Below are 18,183 nucleotides of genomic sequence, written 5' to 3'. Positions count from 1 at the left end.
TTGTTGTAAGATTTGTTATATTTAGGTTAGAACGCTTATAACAATGAGAACCCAGATGTCTGCTGAATTTATTATCAATGATGATATACAGGTCAATTTAGAAGAGAGTGAAATCCATCACTTTAAGACGGGCCGTACCTACCCAATAGGTTCTAATGAATCAGAGCTGCTTAAGTTTTTTATCTCGAGACCCAATGAGGTGATCACTCGCCAAGTTCTGATTGAACAAGTGTGGGTGTCTAAAGGTATCTACGTTGAAGATGGCAGCCTAATGCAGACCATCTCGATTTGCCGAAAAGCATTAGAAGATAAGAGCGGGATGATCATCGTCACTGAGCGAGGTAAAGGCTACCGATTTGCAGGACAAGTGACACAAGACAAAGAACGCGCGCTGAGTAAAATTCAATCACAACCCAAACAAGAAATGAAACAACCTGAAGACAACACAGCGACAGATAGCATAGCGACAGAAAATTCAACAACCGAGAAAACGGCCGCAGCGAAAAAAACAAACACTGTACTAGCGCTGGTTGCATTATTTGTGGTGACTGCAGGTTTATCCCATTATTTATTTTCTTATTTAGATAGAAATAGCCTAGGCGAAGATCTCGTGGGTCAGCATTTTATCTCTTGTAAAATCGAATCCGACGAATTCACTTTTAGTGAATTATTCAACGTCACACTTTATGAATATAAGGGACGAAAAATCATCATCGATAATTCAGGAAAATCTCTGAGCTTTCCAGCAGGATTTAAAGGAGTGACTTGTGAATAACAAAACGAATAAAGCAATTTTTGTGGTACTGCTTGGCGTATTAGCCGGCTGGCTTTCTACTTTTATTCCTAAATCACACCTTGAAGGGCATTATTTAGCAAATACAGCATCAATTATTAACCCGTCCAATAATATGATTCATAACCAGTCTTCTATTAACATCGAATTTAAGAAGAATGACAGTTATGACCTATTATACGTGTCGACCAAGCAAGTCGGTTTTACGTCATCAGGATCTTACTCTGTCACTCAACACGACATCTCACTGGATGAGAACCAACACCAGCAAATCATCCCGAATCGCGAGTTGTCGTTTTACGAAAAAGTCATGATAAGTGAAGGTTCTACACTATCGTCTGACGCCATGCCTTACATTCCATTGAATAGAGAAGAGTTTTTACTGGTGACGCGTTATGGGATGATTCATTTTTGTAAGAAGGTAGTCTGCTCTGAGCTGTCAACGTATTCAAATGACATTCCTGACGTTGATATGAACTAAACTCACTCGCTATTTTTAACCCTAATTATATTTTAGTGCTAGCTTGTGTTTTAACGCTTACTTAGGGAAATAAGTAGGCGTTAAGCGTAAGTAAGCGTCAAAGCTAAGTAATCGTCAAAGCGAAGATTCTCACCTCTTTACTCCGATAAATACCCACTTCGTTACACATTTCCTTCCAAATTACAAAAAACACTCACGATTTATAAAACAACGCATCCATATGCAACTAAAACAACCAAAAGTGATCCAAGTTATATTCTAACGAGCTACAAAATTTGTTTATTAACATCTAAACAACAGTAGTTAATCACGATTTACAACCACAATTAACATCGAAAAAAATGTTTGTCTTAGATCATATCAACCTCAACTATGCCTCGTGCCACAGTGCAGTTTTCTGTACATTCATTGTCATATTCTGAAACACTTTCTTATATTTTTTAAACTTTGTGGAGATTTCTATGTTAGAGCTCTTGATCGGATTAGTGATTACTATCGCTGTTGGTTACTTTATTGTGAAAGGCTATAAAGCGGCAGGCGTATTACTAACTGCTGGCCTTGCCCTACTTCTTATTACTGGCCTTATTGGTCACACAGTCTTACCAGCTAAGGTCGCTTCAACAGGTAACATGGTTACCGACTCACTAGAATTTGTTAAGTACATGCTTCAGTACCGTGGAGGCGGCTTAGGCATGCAAATCATGCTTCTTTGTGGCTTTGCTTCTTACATGACGCACATCGGCGCAAACAACGTGGTAGTGAAACAATTCTCTAAACCGCTTGCTGCGATCAAATCTCCATACGTTCTTCTTGTTGCGGCTTACATCGTAGCGTGTCTAATGTCTCTAGCAGTAAGTTCTGCAACAGGCCTTGGTGTGCTATTGATGGCTACCCTATTCCCAATGATGACGGCAATGGGTATTTCACGCCCGGCAGCGGTTGCAGTTTGTGCGTCACCTGCAGCAATCATTCTTTCACCAACCTCTGGTGATGTGGTTATTGCAGCTGAAAAATCAGGCATGTCTCTTGATGTGTTTGCCGTTCAAACGGTACTACCTGTTTCTATCTGTGCAATCATCGTGATGGCTGCGGCCGCTTTCTTCTGGAACAAGTATCTGGATAAGAAAGAAAACACACCAATGGAAAAAGTAGACGTTTCAGACATTGAAACAACGGCACCCGCTTTCTACGCTGCACTGCCATTCCTGCCTATCATCGGTGTATTCCTATTTAACGGCCGTACGATTCCAGGCCTTTCACTTGATATCTACACCATCGTCGTGGGCTCTATCTTCGTGGGTGCTATCATCGATTACGTTGTGAAGAAGTTCGACGGTGAGAAAACATTAGAAGACCTAGATTCTTGCTACCAAGGTATGGCAGAAGCATTCAAAGGCGTGGTAATGCTGTTGGTTGCGGCGGGCGTATTTGCTCAAGGCCTAATGTCTATCGGTGCTATTGATAACCTAATCGGTCTTGCTGAATCAGCTGGCGCTGGCGGCATCGCGTTAATGCTTATCCTAACAGGTCTAACGGTGGCTGCTGCTATCGCGACAGGTTCTGGTAACGCACCGTTCTATGCATTCGTAGAACTGGCTCCGTCACTTGCTGCGAAAATGGGCTTGAACCCTGCGTTCCTAATCATCCCAATGCTTCAAGCATCGAACCTAGGTCGTACCATCTCGCCAGTCTCTGGTGTAATTGTCGCGACATCTGGTATGGGTAAGATCAGCCCATTTGAAGTTGTAAAACGTACTTCTGTCCCTGTAATCTGTGGTCTTATCACGGTTATCTTCGGTACGCTTGTTCTAGTACCAATGGCAGCTTAATTGTCAGTAAAACAGACATGATTATTTGGATATAAAATGCCCTAACAAAAAGGCGCTGAACTTAATAAGTTCAGCGCCTTTTTTCATGTCACGTGTTCAAAATCATTAGAGGCTATTTAGATGCTAAATTAAAAGTAATCACGAGAAACTGTCGTTAAAACCTCGCGTTATTTGCCCCTAACATTTACAACCAACAGTACGGCTTGAAATAGTTTTATTTCAAAGGAACAAGCCCTACTTCATGTCACCATAGCGTTCTAGGTACAGAACCGTTGCTGCAGTACGTGAAGGAACTTGTAGCTTTTTCAGCAAACTCTTCATATGTACCTTAACTGTCGATTCAGAAATGAACAGATGGTCTGCGATCTGCTTGTTGCGGTAGCCTTTTGCAACTTCTTGAAGGATCTGCATTTCACGTTCAGTCAGTTGGTCGAAGATGTCGTTGCGGCTCTCAGCATCATTTAAGTAGCGAGATACAACACTGCTGTAGGCTTTATCGCCATGGTGCGCTTGTTTCAGTAATTCGATGAGTTCATCGGGTTCAGTGTCTTTAAGCAAGTAACCATCAGCGCCCGCTTTTACAATTGCTTCAATATCTGCAGGGCTGTCAGAAACCGTTAGAATAACGATGTTAGCGCTTGAGCCATCAGTACGAAGTGCCTTCAGCGTGTCAAGGCCAGACATGCCTTTCATATTAAGATCCAAAAGGATCAAGTCCGGTTCTTCTTCATGGGCAAGAGCGACCGCTTCAGTACCGTTACTTGCTTCTGCAATCACTTCGAATTCATCTTCAAAGCTCAGTAATTGGCTTATACCTCTGCGCATCAATGGATGATCATCAACCAGCATTACTTTACAAATCGTCAACTTTAACTTCCTTCAAACTTTTATATTTCAATATGACTGTACAGCCTTCACCTTGAGCCGCTTCAATCGTTAAGTCGCCATTCAGTCTTGCCGCACGCTCCTGCATAATGCTCATCCCGTAGTGGTTCATCTTCGAACTACTTGGGTCAAAGCCATCTCCATTATCTTTAATCACGACGAATACTTCACCTTCCTCATCGATACAACATACATCTATCAAGTCGGCATTGGCGTGTTTTATTGCGTTTATTGTTGCTTCACGAATCAATTGAAGCAAGTGAACCTGACTGTGTGCATCAAGCTCAATCGATGAAAGATTATTGGTTAGGTTAATCTTCGCTTCTGTTCTTTCGCTGAGTTCTTCAAGCATGGTGCTCAAAGCATCTCCAAAGTTGCCCTCTTTTATCGTCAACCTAAAGGTTGTGAGCAACTCTCGTAACTGAGTATAGGCATCAGCCAAACCGTTACCGATCTCCGACGCTATTTGTTCCGACTGCTCTCGGTGTTGTTGCTCTGGCAGTTTGCCTATCACACGCTTCAGCAATGTCACCTGAATTTTCAAATACGACAGTGATTGAGCCAGTGAATCATGCAGTTCACGTGCAATTGTTGCACGCTCTTCCATAATAATAAGCTGCTCAGCTTTTTTTTGCGCGCGATTATAATAGATAGCTCGCGATAAGAGTTGGATAAAACTCTCAATCAGCGTCTTGGTTGAATGGCCATGATGATACGAACAATATAAATAGCCCAAGATAAGCTCATTGTCATCCAGCTTCATTTCAAATTTTTCATAATCTAATTTCGAGTCGTACCCTTCATCCATAATCAATGAACGACCTGAGTTGTCTACAATCTCTAGCCTTAACGATTCGATGCCTTCTAAGCTCACGAGGTGTTGCAGGATTGCTCGGAAATTCTCTGGGGCGATACGAGTTACGGTCAGCTCTTGTGAAGAGTGATACAACGCCTGGAGTGATTGGTTAGCGTTTTGTAGCTCTATTGTCTTAGCATCCACAACGTCTTCAAGGTTTCGATAGAGCGCACCCAAGTCTTTCGCCATTGAGTTAAATGTCTTGGTCAAAATACCCAGTTCGTTGTTATTGGTGACCTTCAACTCTACTTCAAAGTCACTGTTTTTGATTCGCTGACTGGCGCCAACGAGTGCATGTAACGGCTTAACAACTTGTTTACGGACAAAGTGAACAACAAAAAGAGATATGACGAGAATTCCCCCTAAGCCAATACCACCAGCCCACGCCAACTTTATCAGCTTATCTTCAGAGAACTCTTGCAGCTTAAAAACGAAGCCATCGATTTCAGCAACGAAGTTTTCAACTAATACGAGATAGTGCTTTCGGTCTTCGCTGCTTAATACCTGTTTAAGCTCGTGCCAACGACCAATAATTAAATAGTAATCTTCGGTAATGTCTGTCGGAACTTCCCAACTGACCAAGTTGGCCATTGAAGGGGAATAAAGAGAACTTTCGAATTCACGAATATGAGAATCATAATCAGCTGATTCTATTTGAATATCATGCGCTAAACGATAGCTTTGCATACGCATTGAGCCAGCCACGTTAACCGCCTCTGCGTCGTTGAGACTTGACGCCAATGTGAAGATAGCAAAACCAGTAGTGGCAACCGAAAGGAGCAGTATGGACAGCAATGATTTAGCTATTGTACTCGTTACAGATGAAACTGGTTTAATAAGCAAAATCAAAATCCTGAAGGTATATAAGTGGCTATCCGAAACCTATTGTCACACATCAAAAAACAGAGCTCCATTCAATATGTGACCAAACGCTTCGTAATTTATTGATCTAAGACAATATAGGATCCTATTTAGCCCTTAAGGGGTATTTATACAAATATTTCTAAAACTACACTACTTGTGAGGATAAATGACAAGATATTAACAAAACAATGATCTACAATTACAACATCTTAGCAACATTAGTAGGCATTTAGTGGTAGACCTATCGAGACGACGCCTATTTTCTAGGCGAAAAGTAGATTCAAGCCAGATTCGATTGCCTTGGATTAACAGCCTAGAAAGCTTTACAGATGACTGCACTCGTTGCGGTAAATGTATCGAAAATTGTGAGACTAAGATAATCATTGTAGGCGATGGTGGTTTTCCTACTGTCGACTATTCAAAAGACGAATGCACTTTTTGTTATCAATGTGCTGACGTTTGTCCTGAACCAATTTTTAAACCCAAGGAAGAAACACCTTGGCAAGCAAAAGCAAGTATCTCTGATAAGTGCTTAGCGCAACAAAATGTTGAATGCCGAAGCTGTGGTGACACGTGTGAACCTATGGCCATTCAATTTCAACTTAGAGCAGGCAGTGTTGCTCTACCAAAAATCGAGTTAGATGAGTGTAACGGTTGTGGAGCCTGCGTAGCAGTTTGCCCTACTTCAGCTATTCTTGTGAGTAATGCATAAAACAAAAATAACGAGAGCAATTTATGGCACTAAATGAAGTGCATATATCAAGTTTAGTCGTGCATGTGAGCCCAGAGCATCTAGACGAGATCAAAGCACAAATCGAGAAATTCGATAACGCAGAGATTTACGGCAGCAGCCCTGAAGGCAAAATCATAGTAGTCCTAGAAACCGAAAACCAAGGTTTTGTAACGGACACCATCGAAGAAATTAATAATATTACGAACGTTTTAGGCACAGCTTTGGTTTATCACCAAATCGAAACTGAGCTCGACGAAACGGATTTAGAAACTGGAAGCAACAATTCTCAACTTGAGGGTGAAGTATGAAAATGACAAGACGCGCGTTTGTGAAAGCAAACGCAGCTGCATCAGCGGCAGCCGTTGCAGGTGTAACTCTGCCAGCAACAGCAACCAACCTGATTGCTAGCTCTGATCAAACAAAAATCACGTGGGATAAAGCGCCTTGTCGTTTTTGTGGTACGGGCTGTTCGGTACTAGTTGGTACTCAAAACGGTAAAGTGGTTGCGACTCAAGGCGACCCAGAAGCACCTGTAAACAAAGGCCTTAACTGTATTAAAGGCTACTTCCTTTCAAAAATCATGTACGGTAAAGACCGTCTTGAACAGCCTCTTCTTCGTATGAAAGACGGTGAGTTCCACAAAGATGGTGATTTTACACCAGTATCTTGGGACCAAGCTTTCGACGTAATGGCCGAGAAATGGAAAGCCGCTCTGAAGAAGAATGGTCCAACAGGCGTTGGTATGTTCGGTTCAGGCCAGTGGACTGTAATGGAAGGCTACGCAGCCGTTAAGATGATGAAAGCGGGCTTCCGTTCAAACAACATCGATCCAAACGCTCGTCACTGTATGGCTTCTGCGGTAGGTGCATTCATGCGTACCTTCGGTATCGATGAGCCAATGGGTTGTTACGATGACTTTGAACACGCAGACGCATTTGTACTGTGGGGTTCAAACATGGCAGAAATGCACCCAGTACTATGGACTCGTATTACAGACCGTCGTCTAAGCCACCCACACGTTAAAGTAAACGTACTGTCTACTTACTACCACCGTTCTTTTGAGCTTGCAGACACGGGTTATATCTTCGAACCTCAATCAGATCTAGCGATTGCTAACTTCATTGCTAACTACATCATTCAAAACGATGCCGTTAACTGGGACTTCGTGAACAAACACACGAACTTCAAGCAAGCAACGACAGACATCGGTTATGGCCTTCGTGACGACGATCCACTACAGCAAGCCGCTGCGAACCCTAACTCAGGCAAAATGACTGATATCAGCTTCGAGAACTACAAAGCTTCTGTTGCTGAATACACCGTTGAGAAAGCGTCTGAAATGTCAGGTGTCTCTCAAGGCGATCTAATCAAACTTGCGAAGCAATACGCGGATCCAAACATCAAAGTAATGTCACTTTGGACTATGGGTATGAACCAACATACTCGTGGCGTTTGGATGAACAGCCTTGTGTACAACATCCACCTTCTAACAGGTAAGATTTCTACTCCAGGTAACAGCCCATTCTCACTAACTGGCCAACCATCTGCGTGTGGTACAGCTCGTGAAGTTGGTACGTTCTCTCACCGTCTACCAGCAGATATGGTGGTTGCTAACCCTAAACACCGTAAGATCGCAGAAGACATCTGGAAACTTCCAGAAGGCACTATCCCTGCTAAACCGGGTGCTCACGCTGTTGTTCAAGACCGTATGCTTAAAGACGGCAAGATCAATGCGTACTGGGTAATGTGTAACAACAACATGCAAGCTGGTCCAAACATCAACACTGAACGTCTGCCAGGTTACCGCAACCCAGACAACTTCATTGTATGTTCTGACCCATACCCAACGGCAACAGCTCAAGCGGCTGACCTTATCCTTCCAACAGCAATGTGGATCGAAAAAGAAGGTGCTTACGGTAACGCTGAACGTCGTACACAAGCATGGTACCAACAAGTTAAAACTGTGGGTAACGCGAAGTCTGACCTATGGCAAATCATGGAGTTCTCTAAGCGCTTCACTATTGAAGAAGTTTGGGGCGAAGAACTTGTTGCGAAAATGCCTGAGTACCGTGGTAAAACCATGTACGACGTGCTTTACAAAAACGGCAACGTTGATGCATTCCCACTGTCTGAAGCTCAAGAGCTTAACGACGATGCACAAGCTCAAGGTTTCTACGTTCAAAAAGGTCTATTCGAAGAATACGCAGCCTTTGGTCGCGGCCACGGTCACGATTTAGCACCATACGATCGCTACCACCAAGTTCGTGGTCTACGTTGGCCAGTTGTTGACGGTAAAGAAACACTATGGCGCTTTAAAGAAGGTTCAGATCCATACGCTAAGAAAGGTTCTGATTGGGACTTCTACGGTAAGCCAGATGGTAAAGCGCTGATCATCAACGCTCCATACGAAGCGCCACCAGAAGTACCAAACGATGAATACGATATGTGGCTATGTACAGGTCGTGTTCTTGAGCACTGGCATACAGGTACTATGACTCGTCGTGTACCAGAACTTTACAAAGCAGTACCGGATGCACTTTGTTACATCCACCCTGCTGACGCTAAAGCTCGTGGCCTTCGCCGTGGTGATGAAGTTCTTATCGAAAACAAACGTGGTGAAGTACGCGTTCGTGTTGAAACTCGTGGTCGTAACCGTCCACCACAAGGCTTGGTATTCGTACCATTCTTTGATGCAAGAATTCTGATCAACAAGTTGATCTTGGATGCAACGGATCCTCTGTCTAAGCAGACGGATTACAAGAAGTGTCCAGTTAAGATCACTAAGGTTTCTTAAGCGCCAATTGCTTTTGGAACCTAGATACAAGATCTAACGTATTTAATATTGCGACTACTTTTTTCATCACTTTTTGAAGGAAGTAGTCCACTCAAAGAATTAGCCTTTAGGCGGAGAAATTAACCATGAAAAAACTGATTACTGCCCTACTATCAGCTGGTCTTTTGCTAGCTGGTGCAGTTCAAGCTCAAGCTGAGCTGGATAACCCAGGCGGCATTGGTGGCGTAGAATCTCTACGTGGTGCAAGTGAACTTGAAGCTACTCGCGCAGCAGATGACTTCAAAAAGTTCCCTCGTGACCAAGTACTCGAGAGTGACTACGTATACCAACCACCTCTAGTGCCTCATACTATTCGTAGCTATGAAGTTTCTCTTAACGCAAACAAGTGTCTTTCTTGCCACAGCTGGAAAAACGCAAAAGAAATGGGTGCGACTAAAGTGAGTGTAACTCACTACATGAACCGTGAAGATGCGGTACTTGCAGACGTATCACCTCGTCGTTATTTCTGTCTACAGTGTCACGTACCTCAAGCTAATGCTAAGCCACTAGTTGAGAACGAGTTCAAACCTGTAGATTCACTGCGTTAATCGTAGCCAGACGGTAAGAGAGGCTATATATGATAAAATTACTTAAAGCGTTTTGGAAAAGACTCGCGACACCAAGTAAGGCAGCGGTAGGCGTTGTACTTTTCTTGGGGTTTGCAGGTGGTCTTTTATTCTGGGGTGCATTCAACACAGGTATGCAAGCAACCAACACGGAAGAGTTCTGTTCTGGTTGTCACGCTCCTATTGTTGCTGAAATCCAAGAAACAATTCACTACTCTAACCGCTCAGGCGTTCGTGCTATCTGTTCAGATTGTCACGTACCTCACGAGTGGACAGATAAAATTGTTCGTAAGGTTCAGGCATCTAAAGAGTTGTACGCGCACTTCATTGCAAAAACCATCGATACTGAAGAGAAGTTCAAAGCACGTCGTGCTCACCTTGCTGAACGCGAGTGGAAACGTATGAAAGGCAATGACTCACTTGAGTGTCGTAACTGTCACCAGTTCGATTACATGGACTTCTCAGAGCAGAGCCCTCGTAGTGCGAAACAACACTCAACTGCGCTAGCTTCTGGTGAAAAAACGTGTGTAGATTGCCACAAAGGTATCGCACATAAACTACCAGACATGCACGGCGTTGAAGGCTGGCAATAAGGAGCGATTGAATGAGTACTTTAGAAAGCGTAATTTGGCACATCCTAGGTTACAGTGCTATGCCAGTTATCATTCTTGGTGGCTTTGCAGGTGTTGCAGCCGTATCTCTTTGGCTTTTATCTATGACTAAAGACAAAGAAATCGATTAGAAATCGAAATTGCGTCAACTTTTACCAGTTATTTTTGAGATGAGTTGATACTAGAAAGCCACTGAATTCAGTGGCTTTTTTATTGTCTGGCATTTCTTACTTCTACTGTTGAGGTGTTTCTACTGTTAAGTAAGAGGCAAAACGTTAAGCTTGATTTTCCGAAGCTTCTGGATCGACGCTCTCTTTATCGACATCTTCCTTATCAACAATCGGCAGTACCTGTTTTACATAGTTACCCGGTGCTTTACCAATTACAGGGTGAAGCTCGGAACCTTGATTGAAAGGTTCGATTTTCTCGTCAGCTTCAAAGCCTTGTAACCATTGATCCCAGTGTGTCCACCATGAGCCTTCGTTGTGACTTGCGTTATTTAGCCATTCGTCAGCGGAATCGTCTAGGTTATCGTTCAACCAGTAGCCGTATTTCTTTTTCTCTGGATGGTTAACAATGCCGGCAATATGACCCGACTCACCCAGAACAAACGTTTTGTTTCCACCAGTGTTCAATGCACCACGGTAAGTCCCTTGCCACAAAGCAATATGGTCTTCTTTGGCTGAGATAAAGTAGCTTGGAATTTTGATCTTATTCAAATCAATCCAAACACCGCCTACTTTTACGCCTTTGTCTTGAACCAGTTTGTTTTCAAGATAAAGCTCTCGCAGCAAGAAGTTATGGCATTTAGCCGCCACGTTAGTGCTATCACTGTTCCAGTACAGAAGATCAAACTCCATCGGGCTACTGCCTTTGAGGTAGTTATCGATGTAATAGTTCCAGTATAAGCTGTTCTCTCGAAGCAAACTGAACGTCACGCTCAACGAGCGACCATCCATATAACCTTTAGCGTCGTTCTGTTTCTCAATAGCGTCGATTATCGTCTCATTGATGTACGCCCCAACCTCACCTGGCTGCGAGAAATCTAATAACGTGGTAAAGAAGGTCGCCGTTTTTATGCGCTTCTTCATACGCTTAGCCGCATAGTAAGCCACTGTAGATGCGAGTACCGTACCGCCAATACAATAACCTGCGGCATTGATTTGCTCTTTGCTGGTGATGTCTTCAATAGCGGTGACCGCCTTAACGACACCTTCCGTGACGTAGTCTCCGAATTCTTGGTCTTTCTGTGCCACACCCGGATTGCGCCAAGACATCATAAATACGCTATGCCCTTGTTCAAGCAGCCAACGCACCATCGAGTTCTTTTCTCGAAGGTCGAGAATGTAGTACTTATTGATAAACGGCGGAACGATCAACAATGGTGTCGCATTGACTTGTGGGGTCTTCGGGTGATACTGAATCAATTCAAACAAATCATTTTGGAAGACGACATCACCTTCTGTATTCGCAACATCCACACCCAATCGGAATGCATTATTGTTGGTCATACGGATCTTAAGGATGTCGGCACTCGCTTCCACGTCCGCTTGCAACTGCTCTAACCCATCAAGAAGGTTCTCGCCATTTCTCTCAAGAGTCAGCTTCATCAGCTCCGGGTTAGTCGCGATAAAATTACTTGGGGACATGGCATTGATAGCCTGACGTGAAAAGAACGCTACACGCTCTTTGGTTTTCTCGTCAATGCCTTCAATCGAGTTGATGGTATCGATATAGCTTTTACTAAACAGCAAGTAAGATTGCTTGATGAAGCTATAGAAAGGGTCGTTCTTCCATGCATCATCGATAAAACGCTTGTCACCACGATCTTCAGCGATAACGCTCTCGGTGTTACCCATCAGTGCAGCGTTTTGCCAGATTTGCAGTTGCTGTTCCCACCATTGGGATTGCAGCTGAAGTAGAACGGCTGGTTGGTTTGCGGCTTGCTCAAAAATTTTCGATGCATCATTAAAATTCAATTCTTGCATCGCTTTATTTAGGGGAGATTGCGCGGCTTCCTTGTTTTGTTCAAAATTTTCCCACCATTGCAGGTTCGTTTGTTGAAGCTTAACAAGGTAGTCCGAAAAGAAGTGTTGAAACATAACATGGCTCCAATAATCGGAAAATCGCCACCAAGCGGCACAGGCCAACCTGTACCAACTTGAAGGCGACTAATTTTATGCAGGTGTAACTGTTTTCAAGTTTTCAGTTGTTAGTGTTTCAACATCTTCTTTGAACTCTTTTGCAGCAGCTTGCATTTTTGAGCTATCAGTCATCATCTGTTGAGACAATTGAGTGAGTGCCGTTAGTTGCTGGCCGTTAAAAGCTGTAAGACTATTTACGTCTTTGATTTCACTGACTGCTTTCATTTGTGCAAGACCCATATCGGTATAAGTCTGCAACGCATTCATTTGAAGTTCAGTCATTGTTTGAACGTTCTTTGCAACCAACTTATTGAATTTCAAGTACGGTTCGAACTGCTTTTCAGTTTGGTCTGTGATTGTTTTGAAGATATCCGTGTACATAAGTAACTCCTGGTGAATACATAGTTAGTGAAGAAATAGCTTAATAAAGACATATTTTTATAAAGAGATAGTTTAAGGAACCAATTTGGCTCGCCTATCGCACATCGAGTTCTAACCCTCGATACCTTTCAGCAAAACAGCGGTTCCCATTCCCCCGCCCACACAAAGCGAAGCAACACCATAATTGGTATGTTGCTCGATCATTTCGTGGATGAGTGAAACAATAATTCGGTTACCTGATGCCCCTAGAGGGTGACCAAGTGCGATAGCGCCACCGTTGACATTAACTTTAGATTTGAACGCTTCAAGCGGCAGATCATGTTGTTCAGACAACTGGTACATCACGCCTAACGCCTGTGCAGCGAAAGCTTCATTCAGCTCAAACAACTCGACTTCTTCTAAAGTTAAATCCGCTTTATCTAGCGCTTTAGATACTGCTTCTACTGGGCCCAATCCCATGATCTTTGGGTCTAAACCCGATTGTGCGTAGCTGCTCAGCTCTACCAGTGGAGTCAGGCCGTATTTCAAGACCGCAGATTCAGACGCTAAGATAATGGCACTTGCGCCATCATTGATGCCCGAAGCATTACCAGCGGTGACCGTTCCTTCTCGGTCGAAGGCTGGACGAAGCTTTTGTAGAGCTTCGAATGTCGCGTCTGACTTCGGATACTCATCGGTATCAAAAGTGACGGTTTGTCTGCGTTGCTTAACTTCTACAGGCACGATTTGCTCGTTGAACTTACCCGCTTCGATTGCAGCTACTGCTTTCTGTTGGCTTTCTAACGCGTAGTTATCTTGTGCGAGACGCGAAATATTCAAAGCGTTAGCAATGTTTTCAGCCGTCATACCCATGTGGTAATGATTGAACGCATCGGTTAACCCATCCCCCACCAACAAGTCTTTCATCGAGATGTCACCCATCTTGTGTCCGTTGCGAATACTCGGTGGCACAATAAAAGGAATCTGAGACATCACCTCAACACCCGCTGCAATAACGACTTCAGCATCTTGTGCTTTGATGTGCGCCGCTGCATCCATCACCGACTTCATGCCGCTGCCGCAAATCATGTTCACACCGTATGCAGGTGTTTCCTCTGGTAACCCTGCATAAATGGAAGCCTGGCGAGCAATCCCCATACCTTGACCTGCCGAAATCACATTACCAACGATCACTTCATCAATCGCATCCAACGAAAGATCTACGGACTCCAACGCGCCTTTGATCGCAACGCCAGCCAACTCGCCCGCAGATACGTTTTTTAGCGACCCGGTGAATGCACCAATAGGAGTACGTTTAGCCGCAACAATAAATACTTTTTCCATTATTCCATTCCCTTCAGTTTCGCCAATTAGTGCATGTACAAGCCGCCATTCACAGACAGTGTTTCGCCTGTAATGTACGCGCCAGATTCACTTGCTAAAAAGCCCACTGCGTCTGCAATTTCTATAGGCGTCGCTAAACGTTTCATTGGGATTTGGTTTTTAATTGAATCAAGGACTTCAGGCTTCATTTGCTCAACCATAGGTGTGCCTGTGTAGCCAGGGGCAACCACGTTTACCGTAACGCCGCTTCTAGCCCCCTCTGCTGCCAAGGCTTTTGAAAAGCCAATCATTCCCGCTTTAGCCGCCGAGTAGTTAGTTTGTCCGAACTGACCTTTTAAGCCATTGACTGAAGAAATATTGATGACTCGGCAATTGCCCTTTTCGCACATAGGTGCAAACAAAGGCTGTGTCACATTGAAAAGGCTGTTGAGGTTAGTCTCAATCACATCTTTCCAAGCTTCGGCATCCATCTTTTTGAAGACGCTGTCACGAGTAATACCTGCGTTATTGACCAAAACATCCACCGTGCCTTCTTCTTCTAACAACTTGCTTAAGCTCTGTGCACATTCAGCGGTGTTGGTGACATCTAATTCAAACAATCGCACTTGATCTTCAGTAAATTGCTTTTCATTAAACCAATCCAGTGCGCACTGATAATTCCCAGTAAAATAGGTCGCGATAACACGATATCCATCCGCGACTAATTTAGAAGAAATTGCTGAGCCGATACCGCCTTTTGATCCTGTAATTAAAGCAAGCTTTTTCATTAATGGTTCCATCCCTTACAAGCGATTAAATAACAATGATGTTAATAAGATAATGTCTTAGTCGAAAATTAAACTTTACGTTTTTCTTTTATTTAAACCCTACAGCTCAAAATCAAAAATTATTATTACAAATATAAAACATTTTCATATCATGATTAAAAACTAGACTTTCGTCCCAAAATCAATGAAATGTTACATGGATGTAAAACCACACAATACTTTGATTTTAATAAGGTTTATTTAGTTTTACTTTTATCACCAAGCAGATAAGTCTTTGTTAATACGAGACAAACCTATATCTCTCAGCTTGTTTCAAGAAGAATGCAATGTGGGGATTTGAAATGATTGATCATGAGAATAATAACAAAACTCTAATTAGCCATTAATAAATGGTTCCTTATCATTCTATATAAACCTCAATATAATTAACGTTCTGGATTGGAAAGCTGAACATTATGAATAGACAAAAAAAGCCCACTCAATCTATGAATGGGCTTAAGTAAATGTTATTAATAAATAGAGCGCAGGATTCTACTTCGTAAATATTTCATTTGTATTTACATCTAAATAAATTTTATTTTCAAGCGATAGTCCGCCGCAATAAATAAAATAGACATCTCGGTCACTGTACTTTACCGATTTCACCCAACCACCCAATTCTTCGAAGTCACTTGGGTCACATTCGCCATCAGAGATCAGCTCGGCAACCGTATTGCGGAACTTCTCTTTATGGATCTTAAGATCGTCGGATTTAACCAAATATGAATCCAATATCTCTATGCTTTCTTTCTCGGAAATAATCACTTCATCATTAGATAGGCCAGACATCGAAACCCATTCGGCTGTCTGTGGCCCGCCTTCTTTTAGAACGATGTAATCTGAGATACGAGACCATTCGCCTTGTTTCTCTAACACTTCGACCTTTTCACCTTTATAGAGGTAATCTGTTATCAACCCATCAATTTCAGGCTGCTCTACCACTTCGAGCTTTCTATCCAGAACGTAAAACTCTGTCTGTTCTGGCTCAGGTTTAAGTTCCATGATCGGTTTTAAATCAGCTTCAGGCTGAGCAACTTCTTCAACGGACTCTTCGGTTTTGTCTGCTGGTGGTGAGTCTTTCTTCATAACAAAGAAGTAGTACGCTGCTCCTCCTCCGCCCAATATTAACAACACAAGTAAAGCGATCAGCGCTTTTTTCATCAAATCCACCAGCTCTTCCGTCTTAGGTATCTTTTAAGTGTACATCAACTCATGCTGCTGCTCATCTATACTCTCAATAGAGAACGCAGTAAGTAGAGGAAAGTCATGAGTTTTTGGGTGAAGGTTATCATTGTGAGTGTACCTTTGAGTGCTAATGTCGCGCTAGCAAACCATTGTGACCGTGAAAACTGGCAAGTACTGTTGGACCGCCAACTCTCATTTGAAGGGCGGTACAACCAATACACTAAAGAATTCAACCAAGTTCTCTCAACCTATAAATCACAAACGCTGTTATCCAAACATTTCACCAAAAAGCAGATCATTGAACTTTGGGCAAAGTACGAACAAAGGTTTAATTTACAGCTCAATAGTCATATGAATACCGCTTACGATGTCTCTGAGGTTCTATTAAAACAGGCATACGTTGTGTCTACCGAGCTAGATGGGACGGAATCTCTAACGCATTCTTGGCAAGCCGTGGCTAAACATTGCACCAACGCAAAACTACCACGACAGACAGAAAGTGCGCTGGTGCATGTACAAAGCTCACAATCACTCTCCCGAGAGCTCCATACACTCAGTGAAAAGTTCCGTCAGCTGTCTTCAAAATACCGCAAAGAAGCCACGATGATTGACGAAGCACGCCACACAAATCAACCGACAAACGATGGCCCAAACTGAAAACATTACTAGGTTTCATCGCTTTCTCGACTGGATTTTTCCGATAAATATGCTTCCCTCAAGCCAAAATAGTCAGATAAGTCGTTAATCAAAGCTTTATCAATAAGTTGTAAAACTAATGTGCGAACTATCAACAATAAAGTTCAATTTCCGACCAATGCAAGCGAGCATATGAGATATTCATCACAAAATAGATTTACAAACGCCAAGAAATTGTTATCATGATTATTCATATAACTTAATAACAAGAAACATTTTGGCTAGGTAATATGCAAAAAACTATGGCTTTCAACTGCTTGAGTAACACGGAATGGACTGCGGAGATAAGAGGTAAACTTTTATCTGTAGCTAAACACATGGAAGAGTTCGGTTCAGTAAGTGAGCTAGAGCTATGTAAGATATTTGGAGAGACGATTTGGAATGACGGTGTGGATTATCATTCACATGCTTTCTCATTCAGAATTAACGCTCAAACTGGGGATTGTTCAATCTCTAACTTTAAGTATCACTAAGTTTTGCACCTATCATATGCGGAGTGCCTTTCACGAGGCGCTCCGTTTTTTATTGCTGCGCATCTGGTATTTGACAACAGTCTTTAAGAGCAGCGGCACCCTAGTTTAACAACGAAAGTCATTTCGTTTTCAGCTCATTTCACCCAAAGGCGTATCCCCTACTACTGTTCAGTCAGTGTAAACCGGAAGTGGCGCATTGCCTTTCACCTGCCTAATCGCAAGGTGAGTATGTATATCTTTTACGTTAGAGAGACGCTGTAGCTTTCTTGTAAATGCTTCATAAGCCATAAGATTTGGGCTGACAACTTCTAAAAGGTAGTCATAAGCTCCGGATACAACGTGGCAGCTGATGACCTCTTCCATCTCGACAATTGCACTTTCAAATTTATCAATCGACACTTCTTGGTGGTTATTTAAGCTCACCTCAACAAACACACTCATTGCGATGCCGACCTGTTCTCGCGACAGGCTCACGCGATAACCGTCAATGATTCCTTTCTCTTCCAGTCTTTTGATGCGCCTTGCGCACGGTGAAGCCGACAAGCCAACCTCATCAGCTAGCTCAGCCGTGGTTAGCCTACCGTCTTTCTGAAGCAACTCAAGAAGATGTCTATCAATCCTATCCATAGTAAATACCGATCATTGGTTAAATTCATTAACAATTAGGAAAATATTAGCAGAAATCATCAACCATGACTCAAGTTAGAATAAAATTTGCCAACCT

19 protein-coding genes are annotated in these 18,183 nt (G+C 42.8%); 11 read left to right on the top strand and 8 right to left on the bottom strand.

The window, feature by feature from the left end; genetic code table 11:
• The first annotated feature begins 55 nt into the window (after nucleotides 1–55).
• From AC3CH4_RS21835 to dcuC, 3 genes are all read left to right on the top strand, one after another.
• Nucleotides 56–775, top strand: coding sequence for a winged helix-turn-helix domain-containing protein (locus tag AC3CH4_RS21835; protein WP_488543811.1), 720 nt, complete (start codon nucleotides 56–58; stop codon nucleotides 773–775).
• Nucleotides 768–1,274: a hypothetical protein gene (locus AC3CH4_RS21830; protein ID WP_065206213.1), complete on the top strand. Its 507-nt coding sequence runs from the start codon at nucleotides 768–770 to the stop codon at nucleotides 1,272–1,274. Before AC3CH4_RS21835 ends, AC3CH4_RS21830 begins: the two co-directional genes overlap by 8 nt.
• A 461-nt stretch (nucleotides 1,275–1,735) precedes the next feature.
• Nucleotides 1,736–3,103, top strand: coding sequence for an anaerobic C4-dicarboxylate transporter DcuC (gene dcuC, locus AC3CH4_RS21825; RefSeq protein ID WP_016785306.1), 1,368 nt, complete (start codon nucleotides 1,736–1,738; stop codon nucleotides 3,101–3,103).
• A gap of 234 nt (nucleotides 3,104–3,337) precedes the next feature.
• Here the strand turns inward: dcuC and AC3CH4_RS21820 are convergent, their stop codons facing one another.
• Nucleotides 3,338–3,970, bottom strand: coding sequence for a response regulator (locus tag AC3CH4_RS21820; protein ID WP_004731316.1), 633 nt, complete (start codon nucleotides 3,968–3,970; stop codon nucleotides 3,338–3,340).
• A complete protein-coding gene (gene narQ / locus AC3CH4_RS21815; protein WP_488543810.1) occupies nucleotides 3,957–5,687 on the bottom strand; it encodes a nitrate/nitrite two-component system sensor histidine kinase NarQ in 1,731 nt (576 codons plus the stop codon). Before narQ ends, AC3CH4_RS21820 begins: the two co-directional genes overlap by 14 nt.
• A gap of 253 nt (nucleotides 5,688–5,940) precedes the next feature.
• Here narQ and napF point away from each other — a divergent pair, with 253 nt between their 5' ends.
• From napF to AC3CH4_RS21785, 6 genes are all read left to right on the top strand, one after another.
• A complete protein-coding gene (gene napF, locus AC3CH4_RS21810; protein ID WP_488543809.1) occupies nucleotides 5,941–6,420 on the top strand; it encodes a ferredoxin-type protein NapF in 480 nt (159 codons plus the stop codon).
• 23 nt (nucleotides 6,421–6,443) lie between these two features.
• The gene (locus AC3CH4_RS21805) at nucleotides 6,444–6,749 is read left to right on the top strand and encodes a chaperone NapD (protein WP_004731320.1); all 306 of its coding nucleotides are present in this window, start codon (nucleotides 6,444–6,446) and stop codon (nucleotides 6,747–6,749) included.
• Complete coding sequence (gene napA / locus AC3CH4_RS21800) at nucleotides 6,746–9,235, top strand: periplasmic nitrate reductase subunit alpha (RefSeq protein WP_488543808.1); 2,490 nt, start codon at nucleotides 6,746–6,748, stop codon at nucleotides 9,233–9,235. Before AC3CH4_RS21805 ends, napA begins: the two co-directional genes overlap by 4 nt.
• A gap of 125 nt (nucleotides 9,236–9,360) precedes the next feature.
• Entirely contained in the window at nucleotides 9,361–9,822 is a 462-nt protein-coding gene (locus AC3CH4_RS21795; protein ID WP_004731324.1) for a nitrate reductase cytochrome c-type subunit, read from the top strand.
• Between the two features lie 29 nt (nucleotides 9,823–9,851).
• Nucleotides 9,852–10,433, top strand: coding sequence for a NapC/NirT family cytochrome c (locus tag AC3CH4_RS21790; protein ID WP_017105877.1), 582 nt, complete (start codon nucleotides 9,852–9,854; stop codon nucleotides 10,431–10,433).
• A gap of 11 nt (nucleotides 10,434–10,444) precedes the next feature.
• Complete coding sequence (locus tag AC3CH4_RS21785; RefSeq protein ID WP_004731329.1) at nucleotides 10,445–10,582, top strand: TIGR02808 family protein; 138 nt, start codon at nucleotides 10,445–10,447, stop codon at nucleotides 10,580–10,582.
• A gap of 144 nt (nucleotides 10,583–10,726) precedes the next feature.
• On the opposite strand, the gene phaC is transcribed toward AC3CH4_RS21785, so the two are convergent.
• The 5 genes from phaC to AC3CH4_RS21760 form a co-directional block, all read right to left on the bottom strand.
• Nucleotides 10,727–12,553 (bottom strand): class I poly(R)-hydroxyalkanoic acid synthase, encoded by a 1,827-nt coding sequence (phaC, locus tag AC3CH4_RS21780; protein WP_488543807.1) that lies wholly within the window; start codon nucleotides 12,551–12,553, stop codon nucleotides 10,727–10,729.
• Nucleotides 12,554–12,628: 75 nt separating this feature from the next.
• Nucleotides 12,629–12,976, bottom strand: a complete 348-nt coding sequence (locus AC3CH4_RS21775) for a phasin family protein (protein WP_054545566.1) — start codon at nucleotides 12,974–12,976, stop codon at nucleotides 12,629–12,631.
• 111 nt (nucleotides 12,977–13,087) lie between these two features.
• Nucleotides 13,088–14,299 carry an acetyl-CoA C-acetyltransferase gene (locus AC3CH4_RS21770; RefSeq protein WP_488543806.1) on the bottom strand — a complete coding sequence of 404 codons (1,212 nt, stop codon included), beginning with the start codon at nucleotides 14,297–14,299 and terminating at the stop codon, nucleotides 13,088–13,090.
• 26 nt (nucleotides 14,300–14,325) lie between these two features.
• Nucleotides 14,326–15,066 carry an SDR family oxidoreductase gene (locus AC3CH4_RS21765; RefSeq protein ID WP_054545568.1) on the bottom strand — a complete coding sequence of 247 codons (741 nt, stop codon included), beginning with the start codon at nucleotides 15,064–15,066 and terminating at the stop codon, nucleotides 14,326–14,328.
• Between the two features lie 531 nt (nucleotides 15,067–15,597).
• Nucleotides 15,598–16,275 carry an SH3 domain-containing protein gene (locus AC3CH4_RS21760; protein ID WP_488543805.1) on the bottom strand — a complete coding sequence of 226 codons (678 nt, stop codon included), beginning with the start codon at nucleotides 16,273–16,275 and terminating at the stop codon, nucleotides 15,598–15,600.
• A 96-nt stretch (nucleotides 16,276–16,371) separates the two neighbouring features.
• On the opposite strand from AC3CH4_RS21760, the gene AC3CH4_RS21755 reads away from it, so the two are divergent.
• Complete coding sequence (locus tag AC3CH4_RS21755) at nucleotides 16,372–16,947, top strand: hypothetical protein (RefSeq protein ID WP_114635231.1); 576 nt, start codon at nucleotides 16,372–16,374, stop codon at nucleotides 16,945–16,947.
• A 269-nt stretch (nucleotides 16,948–17,216) separates the two neighbouring features.
• Nucleotides 17,217–17,459, top strand: a complete 243-nt coding sequence (locus AC3CH4_RS21750) for a hypothetical protein (protein ID WP_017062621.1) — start codon at nucleotides 17,217–17,219, stop codon at nucleotides 17,457–17,459.
• A 168-nt stretch (nucleotides 17,460–17,627) separates the two neighbouring features.
• On the opposite strand, the gene AC3CH4_RS21745 is transcribed toward AC3CH4_RS21750, so the two are convergent.
• Complete coding sequence (locus AC3CH4_RS21745) at nucleotides 17,628–18,086, bottom strand: Lrp/AsnC family transcriptional regulator (RefSeq protein ID WP_017078313.1); 459 nt, start codon at nucleotides 18,084–18,086, stop codon at nucleotides 17,628–17,630.
• Nucleotides 18,087–18,183 lie beyond the last annotated feature (97 nt).

The sequence above is a fragment of the Vibrio sp. QJM3NY_26 genome, from assembly GCF_057786005.1.
The sequence above is the reverse complement of the archived record's forward strand: the minus strand, read 5'-3'. Positions and strand labels throughout refer to the sequence as shown.